General features: G+C 60.8%; 14 protein-coding genes. 4 read left to right on the forward strand and 10 right to left on the reverse strand.

All coding sequences use genetic code 11. From position 1 onward, the window contains the following. Positions 1 to 2 precede the first annotated feature (2 nt). The 5 genes from QRN36_RS10330 to ppsA all read right to left on the reverse strand — a co-directional run bounded on the left by QRN36_RS10330 (position 3) and on the right by ppsA (position 5,630). Positions 3 to 263: a CrfX protein gene (locus QRN36_RS10330; RefSeq protein WP_285423988.1), complete on the reverse strand. Its 261-nt coding sequence runs from the start codon at positions 261 to 263 to the stop codon at positions 3 to 5. Between the two features lie 87 nt (positions 264 to 350). Continuing rightward, complete coding sequence (locus tag QRN36_RS10335; protein WP_285423989.1) at positions 351 to 1,346, reverse strand: zinc transporter ZntB; 996 nt, start codon at positions 1,344 to 1,346, stop codon at positions 351 to 353. Positions 1,347 to 1,382: 36 nt separating this feature from the next. Beyond that, complete coding sequence (gene rraA, locus QRN36_RS10340) at positions 1,383 to 1,871, reverse strand: ribonuclease E activity regulator RraA (RefSeq protein WP_093458384.1); 489 nt, start codon at positions 1,869 to 1,871, stop codon at positions 1,383 to 1,385. A 220-nt stretch (positions 1,872 to 2,091) separates the two neighbouring features. Then, positions 2,092 to 3,084, reverse strand: a complete 993-nt coding sequence (locus QRN36_RS10345) for an alpha/beta fold hydrolase (RefSeq protein ID WP_093458383.1) — start codon at positions 3,082 to 3,084, stop codon at positions 2,092 to 2,094. 170 nt (positions 3,085 to 3,254) lie between these two features. After that, positions 3,255 to 5,630 (reverse strand): phosphoenolpyruvate synthase, encoded by a 2,376-nt coding sequence (gene ppsA / locus QRN36_RS10350; protein WP_285423990.1) that lies wholly within the window; start codon positions 5,628 to 5,630, stop codon positions 3,255 to 3,257. A 226-nt stretch (positions 5,631 to 5,856) separates the two neighbouring features. On the opposite strand from ppsA, the gene QRN36_RS10355 reads away from it, so the two are divergent. Beyond that, complete coding sequence (locus tag QRN36_RS10355) at positions 5,857 to 6,675, forward strand: pyruvate, water dikinase regulatory protein (RefSeq protein ID WP_081566090.1); 819 nt, start codon at positions 5,857 to 5,859, stop codon at positions 6,673 to 6,675. Between the two features lie 113 nt (positions 6,676 to 6,788). Here the strand turns inward: QRN36_RS10355 and prpF are convergent, their stop codons facing one another. From prpF to QRN36_RS10380, 5 genes are all read right to left on the reverse strand, one after another. Beyond that, positions 6,789 to 7,979, reverse strand: a complete 1,191-nt coding sequence (gene prpF, locus QRN36_RS10360; protein ID WP_285423991.1) for a 2-methylaconitate cis-trans isomerase PrpF — start codon at positions 7,977 to 7,979, stop codon at positions 6,789 to 6,791. 58 nt (positions 7,980 to 8,037) lie between these two features. Continuing rightward, complete coding sequence (acnD, locus tag QRN36_RS10365; RefSeq protein ID WP_285423992.1) at positions 8,038 to 10,632, reverse strand: Fe/S-dependent 2-methylisocitrate dehydratase AcnD; 2,595 nt, start codon at positions 10,630 to 10,632, stop codon at positions 8,038 to 8,040. Between the two features lie 85 nt (positions 10,633 to 10,717). Continuing rightward, a complete protein-coding gene (gene prpC / locus QRN36_RS10370) occupies positions 10,718 to 11,845 on the reverse strand; it encodes a 2-methylcitrate synthase (protein ID WP_285423993.1) in 1,128 nt (375 codons plus the stop codon). A 170-nt stretch (positions 11,846 to 12,015) separates the two neighbouring features. Then, positions 12,016 to 12,906 carry a methylisocitrate lyase gene (gene prpB / locus QRN36_RS10375; RefSeq protein ID WP_093458378.1) on the reverse strand — a complete coding sequence of 297 codons (891 nt, stop codon included), beginning with the start codon at positions 12,904 to 12,906 and terminating at the stop codon, positions 12,016 to 12,018. Then, positions 12,903 to 13,610, reverse strand: a complete 708-nt coding sequence (locus QRN36_RS10380; protein WP_285423994.1) for a GntR family transcriptional regulator — start codon at positions 13,608 to 13,610, stop codon at positions 12,903 to 12,905. The genes prpB and QRN36_RS10380 overlap by 4 nt, the downstream gene beginning before the upstream one ends. A 298-nt stretch (positions 13,611 to 13,908) precedes the next feature. Between QRN36_RS10380 and QRN36_RS10385 the strand changes: the two genes are divergently transcribed. From QRN36_RS10385 to QRN36_RS10395, 3 genes are read left to right on the forward strand one after another with little or no spacing between them, the layout of a single operon-like run. After that, complete coding sequence (locus QRN36_RS10385; RefSeq protein WP_285423995.1) at positions 13,909 to 14,442, forward strand: ATP-dependent zinc protease; 534 nt, start codon at positions 13,909 to 13,911, stop codon at positions 14,440 to 14,442. A 4-nt stretch (positions 14,443 to 14,446) separates the two neighbouring features. Beyond that, on the forward strand, positions 14,447 to 15,997 hold the full coding sequence (locus QRN36_RS10390) for an inactive transglutaminase family protein (RefSeq protein ID WP_285423996.1): 1,551 nt from the start codon (positions 14,447 to 14,449) through the stop codon (positions 15,995 to 15,997). Next, positions 15,997 to 16,965, forward strand: coding sequence for an alpha-L-glutamate ligase-like protein (locus QRN36_RS10395; RefSeq protein WP_177182068.1), 969 nt, complete (start codon positions 15,997 to 15,999; stop codon positions 16,963 to 16,965). Before QRN36_RS10390 ends, QRN36_RS10395 begins: the two co-directional genes overlap by 1 nt. The last annotated feature ends 8 nt before the right edge of the window (positions 16,966 to 16,973 follow it).

The following is a 16,973-nucleotide window of genomic DNA, read 5'->3' on the forward strand; positions in this document are numbered from 1 at the left end:
ATTCAGTCAGCCTTGTCTTTAGCACCGGAGAAAGCAGTACTGGCAATCGTCTTGCGACGGGAAACAGGTGAAACGTGAGCCGAGCCGTTATTCACGGCAATCATCAATGCCTGGGTGCAGCGACCAAGCAGGCCGAACAGGTCACCTGCTCCGACCTGGCGGTTCGCGGTCTTCAACACGCGTCCCAGAACCGCGTCATCGTCCCGGCTGGAGGACGAAGAATTGAGCATGTCTCGCAGTGATTCTTCAAACGGGTCGTGCATAGGCACCTCACGTAATGTCACTGGAAGACGCAGGCCAGTCTGCATGAGTCACACACTCGATGCAGGACGGCGCAGCTTTTTTATGCCTCACACCCAGCGCAGCCGTTTGAACAGCCACATTTGCCCCAGCGCGACGACGACCATCAATGCACAGGCAAACAGAAATCCGTAAGGATTGTCCGAGCCCGGAATGCCGCCGACGTTAATGCCCAGCAAGCCGGTCAGAAAACTCATCGGCAGGAAGATGCCGGTGATGATTCCGAAGCGGTACATCGTGCGGTTCATGCGCTCGTTCAAGCGCCTGTCTTCGGCTTCGAGCACCAGCCCCACTCGCTCGCGGGTCAGTTCCAGCTCTTCGAGATAGCGTGTCAGGCTGTTGTTCAACTCGTTCCAGTAGTCCGCGTCATCTTCGACGAACCAGGGAATCTTGCTCCGCGTGAGCTGGGCGTAAATCTCGCGCTGCGGCGCCAGAAAGCGACGCATGCCCGCGGCCCTTCGGCGGATGTGCACCATGTTGCCATGTTCCGGCATGTACCGCTCGTCGGCGTCGATGCGCTCTTCCATGTCATCGACCAGTTCGGTCAATTCGCTGACCACTGCCTGGACCTTGTCAGTCAGCAGCTGGGCCAGATAAACCAGCAGTTCGGAAGCGGTTCTCGGCCCTTTGCCTTCATTGAGCAGGTCGATCAGTTCATCGGTGGCGCGCAGCGAGCGAAGCCGCAGCGAAATGACCTGCTGGGCGGCGGCAAAGATGCGCACCGAGACCATGTCTTCAGGCTCGGCGCCGGGGTTGAGGTTCACGCCACGCAAAAACAGCAGCAACTCATTGTTCGGCAATGGCAACAGTCGCGGCCGGGTGTTCTCCTCGAGCATCAGGTCGCAGACGAACTCGCTCAGACCGCTGGCGGTACGCAGCCACGTCTGGGTCTGCGGGTGACTGCGGTCCCAGTGAAGCCACACGCTTTCCTGTGGCTCCAGTTGCAGGCAATCCAGTTCGGTTCGTGCGATTGAACGCGCCCCGCCTTTTCCATCCAGCACCAGGGCATGCACCAGCCCCCACTGCGCGTTTGTTTCATCGAACATTCACTGTCCTTGCCATGCGTTGAACGAGCACGCCGGTCAGTCCGGCATTTTCAATGGGCTGGGCGATACGATGATGCCGTTGTTGTCGGCATACAGGTATTCGCCTGGGCGGAACGTGACGCCACCGAACGTCACCACTTTGTTCAGATCGCCCAGCCCGCGCTTGTCGGTCTTGAGCGGATGGCTGGCCAGCGCCTGCACACCCAGATCGGTCTGTGCCAGTACATCCACATCGCGCACGCAGCCATAAATGACCATGCCTTCCCAGCCGTTTCTGGCGGCTTTTTCCGCCAGCATGTCGCCCAACAGCGCGCAGCGCAGCGAGCCTCCACCATCGACCACCAGCACCTTGCCCGTGCCATCCTGTTCGGCCTGCTCACGCACCAGTGAGTTGTCTTCGAAACATTTGAGGGTGACGATCTCGCCCCCGAATGAATCGCGACCGCCAAAGTTGCTGAACATCGGCTCAACCACCTGAACGAGATCAGGGTAGGCGTCGCACAAATCCGGAGTGATGTAGTGCATGGGGTAACTCCTGTCAGTGAAGGGCTTGGTTCTCAAGGATTGCCATCGCAGCGGGTTCGACCGGCACGCTGGTGTGACCGCGGCCAGGCCCACAATGCTTCCTTATATAGAACAAAAACCTGACCGACGAGTTTTTGTCCTGAATCACGCCGTATAACCACTCAACTGGAGGTAGCTTAGCGGCAACGCCCGCGTATAGAAACGCTTTGCTCGTCAGGATTCAGGAAGTCAGCGAAACGTTCAGCGTTGATTCAGCCTGCGCCTGCGGAACGTTGCGGCTCAGCCAGTCCGCTACGCGCGGCCAGACCTGAGCCTGCGCCGCTTTGCTGACCAGCATCTGCACATGACCGAAGTCCTCGCTGAAACCGTGCGCGCGCCCCAGGCTCAGAAATGTTTTGTCGGGCGAGCCGAACTGCTCGAACAACTCGCGACAGGCCCACTCCGGATCCTGATGATCACCTGCCCCGGCCACGCAAAGCAGCGGGACCTGCACATGACGAAGGCCTGACCACCAGTCTTCCTTCTTGTCACCGAAGCGCCCGAACAGGCCATGCCAACGCATGTTTTCCAGCACGACACCCATCGGCTCGTCTTCGGGCCCGCGCTTGAAACGCGGCCCCGAGACGTGCTCGAAGCGTTTGAGCAACAGCCGCGCGCCCCATTGCATGGGCGGCACTTTCAGTGGCCAGTAGCTGCGAGTGATCTGACTGCCGAACAGCGCGGCAGACGCAACCTGATCGACGCCGATGTAATGCCCGCCCAGCGCGGCCGCCAACGTCGTGCCGCCCATCGAGTGGCCGATCCAGTGCGGCGTCTGGCCACTTTGCTCGGCGACGAAGGCGGCGATGGCGGGCAAGTCGTAGCGCGCGTAATCGGCGACGCGGTTATGCCGGTACGCTTCGTTGCGCGCCGACAGTCCATGCCCGCGCATCTCGGGGATCCACACGTCGTATCCTGCCCGCGCCAGGTAGGCGCCCAGACCGATGCCTTTGGGCGAATACCAGAAGCGCCGGTTGGAGAAACTGCCGTGCAGCAGGATCACGGGCACGCCGCGCACATCCGGATCGGCGACCAGACCCAGACGCGTCACGGCCAGCTCGACCGTGAAATCCATGCTGTTGCCGGGTTTGAGGCGATAAACGTCCTCGATCAGATCGCCGCGTCGTTCGGCGCTGATCAGGGCCACTGGAAAGAGGTGACTGCTGCTTTGCATATTGCTCTTGCTTGATTCGGAGAAGGTCACGCCCGCAATAGCACGCCAGGGCTGTCCGCGGGCTGAACCTGTCAGGTAAAAAAAGGGCATGAAAAAGGGCGGACTCATCAAGACCGCCCTTCTCAAGAAGCCGGCCCGGCAAAACGGGCCAGCATCTTACTCGATTTACATCACGTTGGAGCTTCCTCTTCGGAGAGGAAGAACCAGGTCTCCAGCACCGAGTCGGGGTTGAGCGAAACGCTTTCGATGCCCTGCTCCATCAGCCAGCGCGCCAGATCCGGGTGGTCGGACGGGCCCTGACCGCAGATGCCGATGTACTTGCCAGCCTTGTTACAGGCCTGAATGGCGTTGGACAACAGCTTCTTGACCGCCGGGTTACGCTCATCGAACAGGTGCGCGATGATCCCGGAGTCGCGATCCAGGCCCAGGGTCAACTGGGTCAGGTCGTTGGAACCGATGGAGAAACCGTCGAAGAACTCGAGGAACTCATCGGCCATCAGGGCGTTGGATGGCAATTCGCACATCATGATGACGCGCAGACCGTTGTCGCCACGGGCCAGACCATTTTCGGCCAGCAGATCGACCACCTGACTGGCCTCGCCCAGGGTGCGCACGAACGGCACCATGATCTCGACGTTGGTCAGGCCCATCTCGTTGCGCACGCGCTTGAGGGCGCGGCACTCGAGTTCGAAGCAGTCGCGGAAGTTTTCGCTGATGTAACGCGACGCACCGCGGAAGCCCAGCATCGGGTTCTCTTCTTCCGGCTCGTAGAGCTTGCCGCCGATCAGGTTGGCGTACTCGTTGGACTTGAAGTCCGACAGACGCACGATGACTTTCTTCGGCGCGAACGCTGCGGCCAGCGTACTGATCCCTTCCACCAGCTTCTCGACATAGAACCCGACCGGATCGTTGTACCCGGCAATGCGCTTGTCGACGCTTTCCTTGATGTCCAGCGGCAGATTCGGGTAGTTCAGCAGCGCTTTGGGGTGCACGCCGATCATGCGGTTGATGATGAATTCCAGACGCGCCAGGCCGATACCGGCGTTTGGCAGCTGAGCGAAGTCGAAGGCACGGTCAGGATTGCCGACGTTCATCATGATCTTGAACGGCAGTTCAGGCATGGCGTCGACGGAGTTCTGCTTGATGTCGAAGCCCAGCTCGCCTTCGAAGATGTAACCGGTGTCGCCTTCGGCGCAGGACACGGTGACGCCTTGGCCATCTTTCAACAGCTCTGTGGCATTGCCGCAGCCGACGACGGCGGGAATGCCCAGTTCACGGGCGATGATCGCCGCGTGGCAGGTGCGCCCGCCACGGTTGGTGACGATGGCGCTGGCGCGTTTCATCACCGGTTCCCAGTCCGGGTCGGTCATGTCGGAGACCAGCACATCGCCTGCCTGAACCTTGTCCATCTCGGACACGTCCTTGATGATGCGCACCTTGCCGGCGCCGATGCGCTGACCGATGGCGCGACCTTCCGCCAGAACGGTGCCTTTCTCTTTGAGCAGGTAGCGTTCCATGACGTTGGCCGAGGTACGGCTCTTCACGGTTTCAGGACGGGCCTGAACGATGTAAAGCTTGCCGTCGTCACCGTCTTTGGCCCATTCGATGTCCATCGGGCACTGGTAGTGTTTTTCGATGATCATTGCCTGGCGCGCCAGGTTGCTGACTTCTTCATCGGTCAGGCAGAAACGCGCACGGTCGGCGGCGTCGACGTCGATGACCTTGACCGATTTGCCGGCCTTGGCTTCTTCGCCGTAGATCATCTTGATCGCCTTACTGCCCAGGTTGCGGCGCAGGATCGCGGGACGACCGGCTTCAAGGGTGTTCTTGTGAACGTAGAACTCGTCAGGGTTCACCGCGCCCTGAACGACGGTTTCGCCCAGGCCGTAGGCGCCGGTGATGAACACCACGTCACGGAAACCCGATTCGGTGTCCAGCGTGAACATCACGCCTGCAGTGCCGGTTTCGGAGCGAACCATGCGCTGCACGCCGGCAGACAGGGCGACCAGCTTGTGATCGAAGCCCTGATGCACACGGTAGGAAATGGCGCGATCGTTGAACAGCGAGGCGAATACTTCTTTCGCCGCGCGGATCACGTTGTCGACGCCGCGAATGTTCAGGAAGGTTTCCTGCTGGCCGGCGAACGAGGCGTCCGGCAGGTCTTCTGCGGTGGCGGAAGAACGCACGGCAACGGCGATGTCCGGGTTGCCCGCCGACAATTCGGCGAAGGCGGTACGGATCTCGGCATTGAGCTTCTCGGGGAATTCGGCCTCCATGATCCACTGACGAATCTGCGCACCGGTCTTTGCCAGCGCGTTGACGTCGTCGACATCAAGGGCATCGAGTGCCTTGTGAATCTGATCGTTCAGACCACTCTGCTCAAGAAAATCACGATAGGCCTGAGCTGTAGTGGCGAAGCCACCGGGAACGGAAACGCCTGCGCCCGCCAGGTTGCTGATCATCTCGCCGAGGGATGCGTTCTTGCCCCCCACGTGCTCAACATCATGTTTGCCGAGCTTATCGAGGGAAACTACGTACTCTACCAAGGTGATCTCTCCACTAACCGATTTGTTGTTGGGAAAAGCTTTGGTGCTGGAACCACAGGAAAAGCGGATTCTGCGCACGGGTGGTCTGGATCCTGAACATCTGTACCTTTGACATCCGTACCTTTGAAAACAGTACCCTGAAAAAAGGTAGACTGCGGCCAGTCATGGCGCGCAAGCCCGCCTATGATATCCAAGAATCGTCACCAGCTTAAGGCCCAGGGCGCAAATGAAACGATCCGCTTTCTTTATCTCCGACGGCACCGGCATCACCGCCGAAACCCTTGGCCAGAGCCTGCTAGCGCAGTTTGAAAACATAACGTTCAACAAGTTCACGAGGCCCTATATCGACAGCGTCGAGAAGGCCCGGGCCATGGTCCAGCAGATCAACAAGGCGGCCGAGAAGGACGAGGTGCGTCCGATCATCTTCGACACCATCGTCAATCAGGACATCCGCGAGATCCTGGCGACCTCCGACGGCTTCATGATCGACATCTTCTCGACGTTCCTGGCCCCGCTGGAGCAGGAGCTTAGTTCACACTCTTCCTATTCGGTGGGCAAATCTCACTCCATCGGTCACAACTCCAATTACATGGAGCGGATCGAGGCGGTGAACTTCGCGCTGGACAACGACGACGGTGCCAGAACCCATTATTACGACAAGGCAGACATCATTCTGGTGGGCGTGTCGCGCTGCGGCAAGACGCCTACCTGTCTATACATGGCCATGCAATTCGGCATTCGCGCGGCCAACTACCCGCTCACCGAAGACGACATGGAGCGCCTGCAGTTGCCGGCCGCGCTCAAGCAGCACCGCAACAAGCTGTTCGGCCTGACCATCGACCCGGACCGCCTGACCGCGATCCGCCATGAGCGCAAACCCAACAGCCGCTATTCGAGCTTCGCCCAGTGTGAATTCGAAGTGCGTGAAGTGGAGAACCTGTTCCGCCGGGAAAACATTCCGAACATCAATTCCACCCATTTCTCGGTCGAAGAAATCTCGGCGAAGGTGCTGGTGGAGAAAGGCGTCGAGCGACGGTTTAAATAGCTCTTTTCAAATCTCAACAGCGCGCTTACCCGCGAATGCGTCGTGTCAGTCACGCATGTGTCATTGACAGAACGCTTTCGCGGACAAGCGCGCTCCTACAAAAAAAGCAAAACTCAGAAGCTATCGCCTGGCACGCGAACCCACCCCTCCATCAACACCCGCGCGCTGCGGCTCATGATGGCTTTCTTCACCTGCCATTGACCCTCGGCCAGCGCCGCTTCGGCGCCAACGCGCAGGGTGCCGGACGGGTGCCCGAAACGCACGGCGCTGCGTTCGCCGCCACCGGCGGCCAGGTTGACCAGCGTCCCGGGGATGGCGGCCGCGGTGCCGATCGCCACCGCTGCGGTGCCCATCATTGCGTGGTGCAACTTGCCCATCGACATCGCCCGCACAAGCAGGTCGGTGTCCTGCTTCGTCACTGCCTTGCCGCTGGAGGACAGGTAATCCCTGGGCGGCGCCACGAACGCGACCTTGGGCGTGTGTTGCCGTCTGGCGGCTTCATCGACATGGCCGATCAGCCCCATGCGCACAGCCCCGTAGGCGCGGATGGTTTCAAATCGGGCCAGGGCGTCAGGATCAGCGTTGATCGCGTCCTGCAACTCAGTGCCGGTGTAGCCGATGTCACTGGCATTGACGAAGATCGTTGGAATCCCCGCGTTGATCATCGTCGCCTTGAACGTGCCCAGGCCTGGCACCTCAAGATCGTCGACCAGATTACCCGTGGGGAACATCGAACCACCGCCGCCCTCTTCTTCCGCCGCAGGGTCCATGAATTCCAACTGCACTTCAGCCGCCGGAAAGGTCACGCCGTCCAGCTCGAAATCGCCGGTTTCCTGCACCGCGCCATCAGTGACCGGCACGCGGGCAATGATCGTCTTGCCGATGTTCGCCTGCCAGATCCTCACGATGGCCACGCCGTTTTGCGGCACGCGTGCTGCATCGACCAGGCCGTTACTGATCGCAAAGGGGCCGACCGCGGCCGACAGGTTGCCGCAATTGCCGCTCCAGTCGACGAAAGGCTTGTCTATCGACACCTGACCGAACAGGTAATCGACGTCGTGATCAGGCTTCGTGCTTTTGGACAGGATCACCGTTTTGCTGGTGCTCGACGTCGCGCCGCCCATGCCGTCGATCTGTTTGGCGTAAGGGTCGGGACTGCCAATCACTCGCAGCAACAAGGCATCGCGGACCGGGCCGGGCACCTGAGCCGCCTCGGGCAGGTCTTGCAGCCGAAAGAACACGCCTTTGCTGGTACCGCCGCGCAGGTACGTCGCGGGTATCCTGATTTGCGCTGTATGAGCCATGAAATCTTTTCCTATATAAAGGCCGCCGACATCGCCTCGGGAGATGTCGGCAGTCCGGTCAGGCCACCGCGGAAGATTCGAGGAAATCCTGGGCGAAACGCTGCAACACACCGCCCGCTTCGTAGATCGAGACTTCCTCGCCGGTGTCCAGACGACAGGTGACCGGCACTTCCAGGCGCTCGCCGTTCTTGCGATGAATTACCAGGGTCAAGGTGGTACGCGGGGTGCGCTCGCCGATTACATCGAAGGTTTCGCTGCCGTCGATGTTCAGCGTGGTGCGATTGGTGCCCGGCTTGAATTCCAGCGGCAACACGCCCATTCCGACCAGGTTGGTGCGATGAATACGTTCGAAACCTTCGGCAACGATCGCCTCGACGCCTGCCAGCCGTACGCCCTTGGCCGCCCAGTCCCGCGAGGAGCCCTGACCGTAGTCGGCACCGGCCACGATGATCAGCGGCTGCTTGCGCTCCATGTAGGTTTCGATGGCCTCCCACATCCGCGTGACCTTGCCCTCAGGCTCGATGCGTGCCAGCGAGCCCTGCCGGACCTTGCCGCCTTCCACGACCATTTCGTTGAACAGTTTCGGGTTGGCGAACGTCGCGCGTTGCGCGGTCAGGTGATCGCCCCGGTGAGTGGCATAGGAGTTGAAGTCCTCCTCGGGCAGGCCCATTTTCGCCAGGTACTCGCCCGCCGCGCTGTCGAGCATGATCGCGTTGGAAGGCGACAGGTGATCGGTGGTGATGTTGTCCGGCAAGACTGCCAGCGGCCGCATGCCCTGCAGTGTGCGCGCGCCGGCCAGCGCGCCTTCCCAGTACGGCGGACGACGGATATAGGTGCTCATCGGCCGCCAGTCATACAACGGCTCGACTTTCGGACCGGTGTCTTCGTGGATGGCAAACATCGGGATGTAGACCTGACGGAACTGCTCAGGCTTGACCGAGGCCTTGACCACCGCGTCGATTTCTTCGTCGGCTGGCCAGATGTCCTTCAAGCGGATTTCTTCGCCATTGGCCCCGACACCCAGCACATCCTTCTCGATATCGAAGCGAATAGTGCCCGCAATCGCGTAGGCGACCACCAGTGGCGGTGAGGCGAGAAAGGCCTGTTTGGCATACGGATGAATGCGCCCGTCGAAGTTCCGGTTGCCCGACAGCACGGCGGTCGCGTAGAGATCACGGTCGATGATTTCCTGCTGAATCACCGGATCCAGCGCACCGGACATGCCGTTGCAGGTCGTGCAGGCGAAGGCCACGACGCCGAAGCCCAACTGCTCGAGTTCGGCAGTCAGCCCCGCTTCGTCCAGGTACAGCGCCACGGTCTTGGAACCTGGCGCCAGCGACGACTTCACCCAGGGTTTGCGGGTCAGCCCCAGCCGGTTGGCATTGCGTGCCAGCAGACCGGCGGCGATGACGTTGCGCGGGTTGCTGGTATTGGTGCAGCTGGTGATGGCGGCGATGATCACGGCCCCATCCGGCATCAGCCCCGGGGTCTGTTCCCAGGCGCTGGCGATGCCTTTGGCGGCAAGGTCCGCGGTGGCAACGCGGGCATGGGGATTGGACGGCCCGGCCATGTTGCGCACGACACTGGAAAGATCGAAATGCAGCACGCGTTCGTACTCGGCGCTGCTCAGGGCATCGGCCCACAGCCCGGTTTCTCTGGCGTAGGTCTCGACCAGCCTGACCTGCGCCTCGTCACGACCGGTGAGCCTGAGGTAGTCGATGGTCTGCTGATCGATGGAGAACATCGCCGCGGTTGCGCCGTATTCCGGCGCCATGTTGGAAATGGTGGCGCGATCGCCCAGGGTCAATGCGTGGGCACCTTCCCCGTAGAACTCGAGGTAGGCCCCCACGACTTTCTGTTGACGCAGGTATTCGGTCAGCGCCAGCACCACGTCAGTGGCGGTAATGCCTGGCTGAGGGCGGCCGCTCAGTTCGACACCGATGATGTCCGGCAGGCGCATCCAGGAGGCGCGCCCGAGCATGACGTTCTCCGCTTCCAGCCCTCCGACGCCGATGGCGATCACGCCCAGCGCGTCGACGTGGGGCGTGTGACTGTCGGTGCCGACCAGCGTATCCGGGAACGCGACGCCATTGAGGGTCTGGATCACCGGCGACATCCGCTCCAGATTGATCTGGTGCATGATGCCGTTGCCCGGCGGGATCACCTCGACGTTCTTGAACGCCTGCTTGGTCCAGTTGATGAAGTGAAAGCGGTCTTCATTGCGACGGTCTTCGATCGCCCGGTTCTTGCTGAACGCATCCGGGTCATAACCGCCGCATTCGACCGCCAGCGAATGGTCGACGATCAACTGCACCGGCACCACTGGATTGACCTGGGCCGGGTCGCCACCCTTGTCGGCGATGGCGTCACGCAGCCCGGCGAGGTCCACCAGCGCGGTCTGACCGAGGATGTCGTGGCACACCACGCGCGCCGGAAACCAGGGAAAGTCCAGATCGCGACGACGTTCGATCAGTTGGCTGAGCGAGGCGTCGAGGGTCGCCGGGGCGCAGCGCCGCACCAGGTTTTCGGCAAGCACGCGGGAGGTGTAAGGCAATGTGGCGTAGGCGCCTGGCCTGATCGCATCGACCGCCTCGCGGGCGTCGAAAAAGTCGAGCGAGGTGCCGGGCAGCTGTTTGCGATATTCAGTGTTCATTGTCAGGACTCGGTCACGGTTTGTTTCAAAGGGCGGAAGCCTGATGCCGCCTTCTGTAGGGTCGAGGCAGGCGCTTGCACCATTCTCAGCGTTGTTCGATTGGCACGAACTTGCGCTGTTCGACGCCGATGTACTCGGCGCTGGGGCGGATGATGCGGTTGTTGGCACGCTGCTCGAACACGTGGGACGCCCAGCCGGTCAGGCGTGAGCAGACGAAAATCGGCGTGAACAGCTTGGTCGGGATGCCCATGAAGTGATAGGCCGAGGCGTGGTAGAAATCAGCGTTGGGGAACAGCTTCTTGTGCTCCCACATGGTCTTGTCGATGGCCTCGGAGACCGGAAACAGAACGGTGTCGCCCACTTCATCGGCGAGCTGCTTCGCCCAGCCCTTGATCACCTCGTTGCGCGGGTCGTTGTCCTTATAGATCGCGTGGCCGAAGCCCATGATCTTGTCCTTGCGCTGCAGCATCGCCAGCGTGCCTTGGGTCGCCTCCTCGGCAGACGAGAACTTCTCGATCATGTCCATCGCCGCTTCGTTCGCGCCGCCATGCAGCGGACCACGCAGCGTGCCGATGGCTGCGGTGATGCAGGAAAACAGGTCCGACAGCGTCGAAGCGCACACCCGCGCGGTGAACGTCGAGGCGTTGAATTCGTGCTCTGCGTACAGAATCAGCGAAACGTCCATGACCTTGCGGTGCAGTTCGCTCGGGCTCTTGTCCAGCAAGAGGTTAAGGAAGTGGCCGGCGATGGAGACCTCATCGGTGACGCAGTCGATGCGCTTGCCATCGTGACTGAAGCGATACCAGTAGCACATGATCGCCGGAAACGCGGCCAGCAGCCGGTCGGTCGCCTCGCGCTGCTGATCGAAGCCGGTTTCGGGCTCCAGCGTTCCCAGCATCGAGCAACCGGTGCGCATGACATCCATCGGGTGGGTATTGGCGGGAATGCGCTCCAGCACTTCCTTGAGTGCCTGAGGCAGATCGCGCAGGCCCTGCAGTTTTTTCAGATAACCGTCGAGCTCGGCGCGGGTCGGCAATTCACCGTACAGCAGCAGCCAGGCGACTTCCTCGAAACGCGCATCCGCGGCCAGCTCGCGAACGTCGTAGCCGCGATACGTCAGCCCGGCTCCGGCCTGACCCACGGTGGACAGGGCAGTCTGTCCGGCAACCTGGCCACGCAGGCCAGCGCCACTCAATACTTTTCCTTCAGCCATTGCTGTCTCCAGTCTTGTAGTTGTTCAGGGAATCGGCAATTCGGTGCTGATGATCACGGTCCCTTGCAGGCGTGAGCTTGCTCGCGATGGGGTCTCGCCAGGTGGCATGGATGCCAACTGGACAACCGCCATCGCGAGCAAGTTCACGCCTACAGAAACGGGACATACATTCAGCCCTTCTTCTGCGCAAACAGTGCATCGAGCTTCTGCTCGAACGCGTGATAGTCGATGCGCTCATACAGCTCCATGCGGGTTTGCATGGTGTCGACGACATTCTTCTGCGTGCCGTCGCGACGGATCGCGTTGTAGACGTTTTCCGCGGCCTTGTTCATGGCCCGGAAAGCCGACAGCGGATAGAGCACCAGCGCCACTTCAGCCGATTTCAGCTCGTCGGTGGTGAACAGCGGCGTCGAACCGAATTCGGTGATGTTTGCCAGAATCGGCGCCTTGACCCGTGAGGCGAACAGTTTGTACATCTCAAGTTCGGTAATGGCTTCGGGGAAGACCATGTCGGCGCCCGCTTCGATGCATGCCGCAGCTCGGTCCAGCGCCGACTCCAGTCCTTCAACGGCCAGCGCATCGGTACGCGCCATGATCACGAAGCTGTCGTCGGTGCGCGCATCCACGGCAGCCTTGATGCGATCGACCATCTCCTGCTGCGACACGATTTCCTTGCCGGGACGATGTCCGCAACGCTTGGCGCCGACCTGGTCCTCGATGTGCATCGCCGCCGCGCCGAATTTGATCATCGATTTCACTGTGCGCGCGACGTTGAACGCCGACGCTCCGAAACCGGTGTCCACGTCCACCAGCAGCGGCAGATCACAGACGTCGGTGATCCGGCGCACATCGGTGAGCACGTCATCAAGCCCGGTGATTCCCAGGTCCGGCAGGCCCAGCGAACCTGCAGCGACCCCGCCTCCGGACAGATAAATCGCCTTGAAGCCCGCGCGTTGGGCCAGCAGCGCATGGTTGGCGTTGATCGCGCCGACCACTTGCAGCGGGTGCTCACTGGCGACGGCGTCACGGAAGCGTTGGCCGGGAGTCGTTCTTGAAGTCATTGTTCACCTCGGGCAGTAGCCGCTTGATAGTGCTGTTCGATGTTGCGTTTGGAGGCGCCGATATGGCGGCGCATCAACAGTTCAGCCAGCTCGCCGTCACGGTCGGCGATGGCGTCGAGAATGCGATGGTGTTCGGTGAATGCCTGGCGCGGACGATTGGGCGTCGTCGAGAACTGGATGCGGTACATCCGCACCAGCTGATACAGCTCGCCGCACAGCATTTGCGTGAGGGTGCTGTTGCGTGCGCCCTGGATGATCCGGTAATGGAAATCGAAATCCCCTTCCTGCTGGTAATAGCCGACACCGGCCTGAAACGCGCTGTCGCGTTCGTGGGTCTCCAGCACCCGACGCAGCTCGTCGACCTCCTCGGCGGTCATGCGCTGCGCAGCGAGTCGGCACGCCATGCCTTCGAGGGATTCGCGGATTTCGTAGAGCTCCACCAGTTCGGCATGGCTCAACGAAACAACGCGTGCGCCGACATGGGGAACACGCACCAGCAGGCGCTGCCCTTCCAGCCGGTGAATCGCTTCGCGCAACGGCCCGCGACTGATGCCGTAAGTGCGCGCCAGCTCAGGCTCGGAAATCTTGCTGCCCGGCGCAATGTCGCCCCTGACGATGGCCGCCTGAATGCGCCGGAAGACGTTCTCCGACAGCGTTTCCGTGTCCAGCGAAGATTCCGTGACGACCTCGAGCGCATCTGACATTGTCGACACCTTTTGAATGAATGGCGCCAAAGCTAGCGAATCAGCACCCTATCGTCAAAGTGATTTTATGGATTGTCGACAATCGTCTAATAACCACAGCATATGTCGTCCCTTCCTACCCGTCTTGTCCGCAAGCCCCTTCACTGGCGCCATGAAACCATCATGCTAGAATGCCGACCGCACCGCCTGCCATTGCACGCAGCACACGACGTCAATGCAGGCCGCGGCCCTGAGCCCAATCAGAACCCCGAGCCGACGTTCAATCTGCTCCTCGTTTACCTTCATCGTGCCAGGACCTATGAGCCGTCACCCTCTTCTCTTCCTTTTATGCCTGTACCTGCCGGGTCTGAGCCTTGCCGCCGACAAGACCGTCTACGGCCTGAACGAGTACGCCGAGCTGGCCGACATCGACCTGCAAGTGGCCGCCAAACTGGACACCGGCGCAAAAACCGCCTCCCTCAGTGCCCGCGACATCAAGCGCTTCAAGCGCAACGGGGAATCGTGGGTGCGTTTTTATCTGGCCATCGACGACGCTCACGAGCACCCCATCGAGCGACCACTGGCGCGCGTCAGCAAGATCAAGCGCCGCGCCGGCGACATCGACCCCGATGACGAGAAGAAGTACACCTCAAGGCCGGTCATCAGCCTGGATGTGTGCATGGGCGCTGCTTTACGAAACATAGAAGTGAACTTGACCGACCGAAGTGCATTCCAATATCCGCTTTTGATTGGCGCCGACGCCCTCAGGCACTTCAATGCACTGGTCGACCCAAGCCTGAAATACGCAGCCGGCAAGCCTGCCTGCGTCACTGATGCTCAAACCGCAGAGTAACGACATGCGCTCTCTTACCCTCCATCTGAAAATCCTGATCGCGACCCTCGTGACACTGGGCATTGCGATCACGGCTTATCAGATATTGGTGCTCGGCATCCCGGTGACCGAAGACGAAACCGACGACCTCTGGAACATCGACGCCAAAGTCGAGTTCATCGCCAATCCCAAAGACTCCGTGAAAATCCAGATGTACGTGCCGCCGCTGTCGCGCGACTACATCAGCCTCAACGAGAGCTTCATCTCCAATAATTACGGCGTGAACGTCAACCGCGCCGACGGCAACCGCAAGGTGACCTGGTCGGCCCGACGCGCCACCGGCAACCAGACGCTTTACTATCGCCTGGTGCTGACCAAGCGCTACAGCGGCGAAAAAGCCAAGGTCAAAGGGCCGATCTTTCGCGACAGCATCGCCGTCGAAGGGCCTGAGAAGATTGCCGCCGACGCCCTGCTCGCGCCGATCCGCCAGCATTCGGCCGATGTCGAAACCTTCGTCAGCGAAGCCATCAAGCGTGTCAACAATCTGAGTGACGACAACGTCAAGCTGCTGCTGGCAGGCGACACCTCGGTGCAGAACAAGGCGCGCATCACCGAAATCCTGCTGTCCATTGCTCACGTCCCGGTCGAGAAAGTCCACACAATCCGTCTGGTGGCGGACCAGCCGCAGACCCCGGAACTCTGGCTGCGCAGTTTCAACGGCAAGGACTGGCTGTATTTCAATCCAGAAACCGGCGAGGCCGGCCTGCCTCAGGACCGCCTGCTGTGGTGGATCGGCGACGACAACCTGATCACGGTGGAAGGCGGCAAGAAAGCCACGGTGAATTTCAGCCTGAACAACAGCGAAATGAACGCCATCCGGCTGGCCAAGCTGACCGACGAAAGCACTGACGCCGACTTCCTCGAATACTCGCTTTACGGCCTGCCCCTGCAGACTCAGCAGACCTTCATGATCATGGTCATGATCCCCATCGGCGTGCTGGTCATCCTGATTCTGCGCAACCTCATCGGCCTGCAGACATTGGGCACCTTCACGCCGGTGCTGATCGCCCTGGCGTTTCGCGAGACCCAGCTGGGGTTCGGCATCGTCCTGTTCACGATCATCACCGCGCTGGGCCTTTCGCTGCGTTCGTACCTGGAACACCTGAAGCTGCAGATGCTGCCTCGATTGTCGGTAGTGCTGACCTTCGTCGTCGTGCTGATCGCGGCCATCAGCCTGTTCAGCCACAAGCTGGGACTCGAGCGCGGCCTGTCGGTGGCGCTGTTCCCGATGGTGATTCTGACCATGACCATCGAACGCCTGTCGATCACCTGGGAAGAGCGCGGCGGCGGCCACGCGATGAAAGTCGCCATCGGCACGCTGTTCGCAGCGTCCCTGGCCCACATCATCATGAGCGTGCCGGAGTTCATCTATTTCGTCTTTACCTTCCCGGCCATCCTGCTGATTCTGGTGGGCTTCATGCTGGCGATGGGGCGTTATCGCGGCTATCGACTGACCGAGTTGATCCGCTTCAAGGCCTTTCTCAAGGAAGACGCCGAACGGGAAAACGTCAGATGATCGGCTGGTGGAAAACCTGGAAAGCACTGGAAGCCAAAGGGATCATGGGCATCAACCGGCGCAATGCCGACTACGTGCTCAAGTACAACAAGCGCAGCCTCTACCCCATCGTCGATGACAAGATCATCACCAAGGAGCGGGCGATCGCTGCGGGCATTCACGTGCCGGAGATGTACGGCATCATTTCCACCGAAAAGGAAATCGACAAGCTCGACGAGATCATCGGTGGTCGCAGCGACTTCGTGATCAAGCCGGCAAAAGGCGCTGGCGGCGACGGCATTCTGGTCATCGCCGATCGCTTCGAAGAGCGCTTTCGTACGGTGTCCGGGCGGATCATCAGTCACGATGAAATCGAGCATCAGATCTCCAGCATTCTCACCGGCTTGTACTCGCTGGGGGGACACCGCGACCGGGCGCTGATCGAATACCGCGTCACCCCCGACCAGATCTTCAAAAGCATCAGCTACGAAGGCGTTCCGGACATTCGCGTCATCGTGCTGATGGGCTACCCGGTCATGGCCATGTTGCGCCTGCCCACCCGCCAGTCCGGCGGCAAGGCCAACCTGCACCAGGGCGCCATCGGTGTGGGCGTCGATCTGGCGACGGGCCTGACCCTGCGGGGGACCTGGCTGAACAACATCATCAGCAAGCACCCTGACACCACCAATGCGGTGGACGGCGTGCAACTGCCCAACTGGGACGGTTTCATGAAGCTTGCGGCGGAATGCTACGAGCTGTGCGGTCTGGGCTACATCGGGGTGGACATGGTGCTCGATCAGGAGCGCGGCCCCTTGATTCTCGAACTGAATGCCCGTCCGGGTCTGAACATTCAGATCGCCAACGACTGCGGCCTGACCCACCGCACCGTCGCTGTCGAGCAACGCCTGGAGCAACTGGCGGCTGAAGGTCGTCATGAAAGCCCCGAGCAACGCGTGAAGTTCGTTCAGGATCTGTTCGGGCACGTCTGAGGACAGTG

The sequence above is a fragment of the Pseudomonas sp. efr-133-TYG-103a genome, assembly GCF_030209235.1.
Classification (GTDB): Bacteria; Pseudomonadota; Gammaproteobacteria; order Pseudomonadales; family Pseudomonadaceae; genus Aquipseudomonas.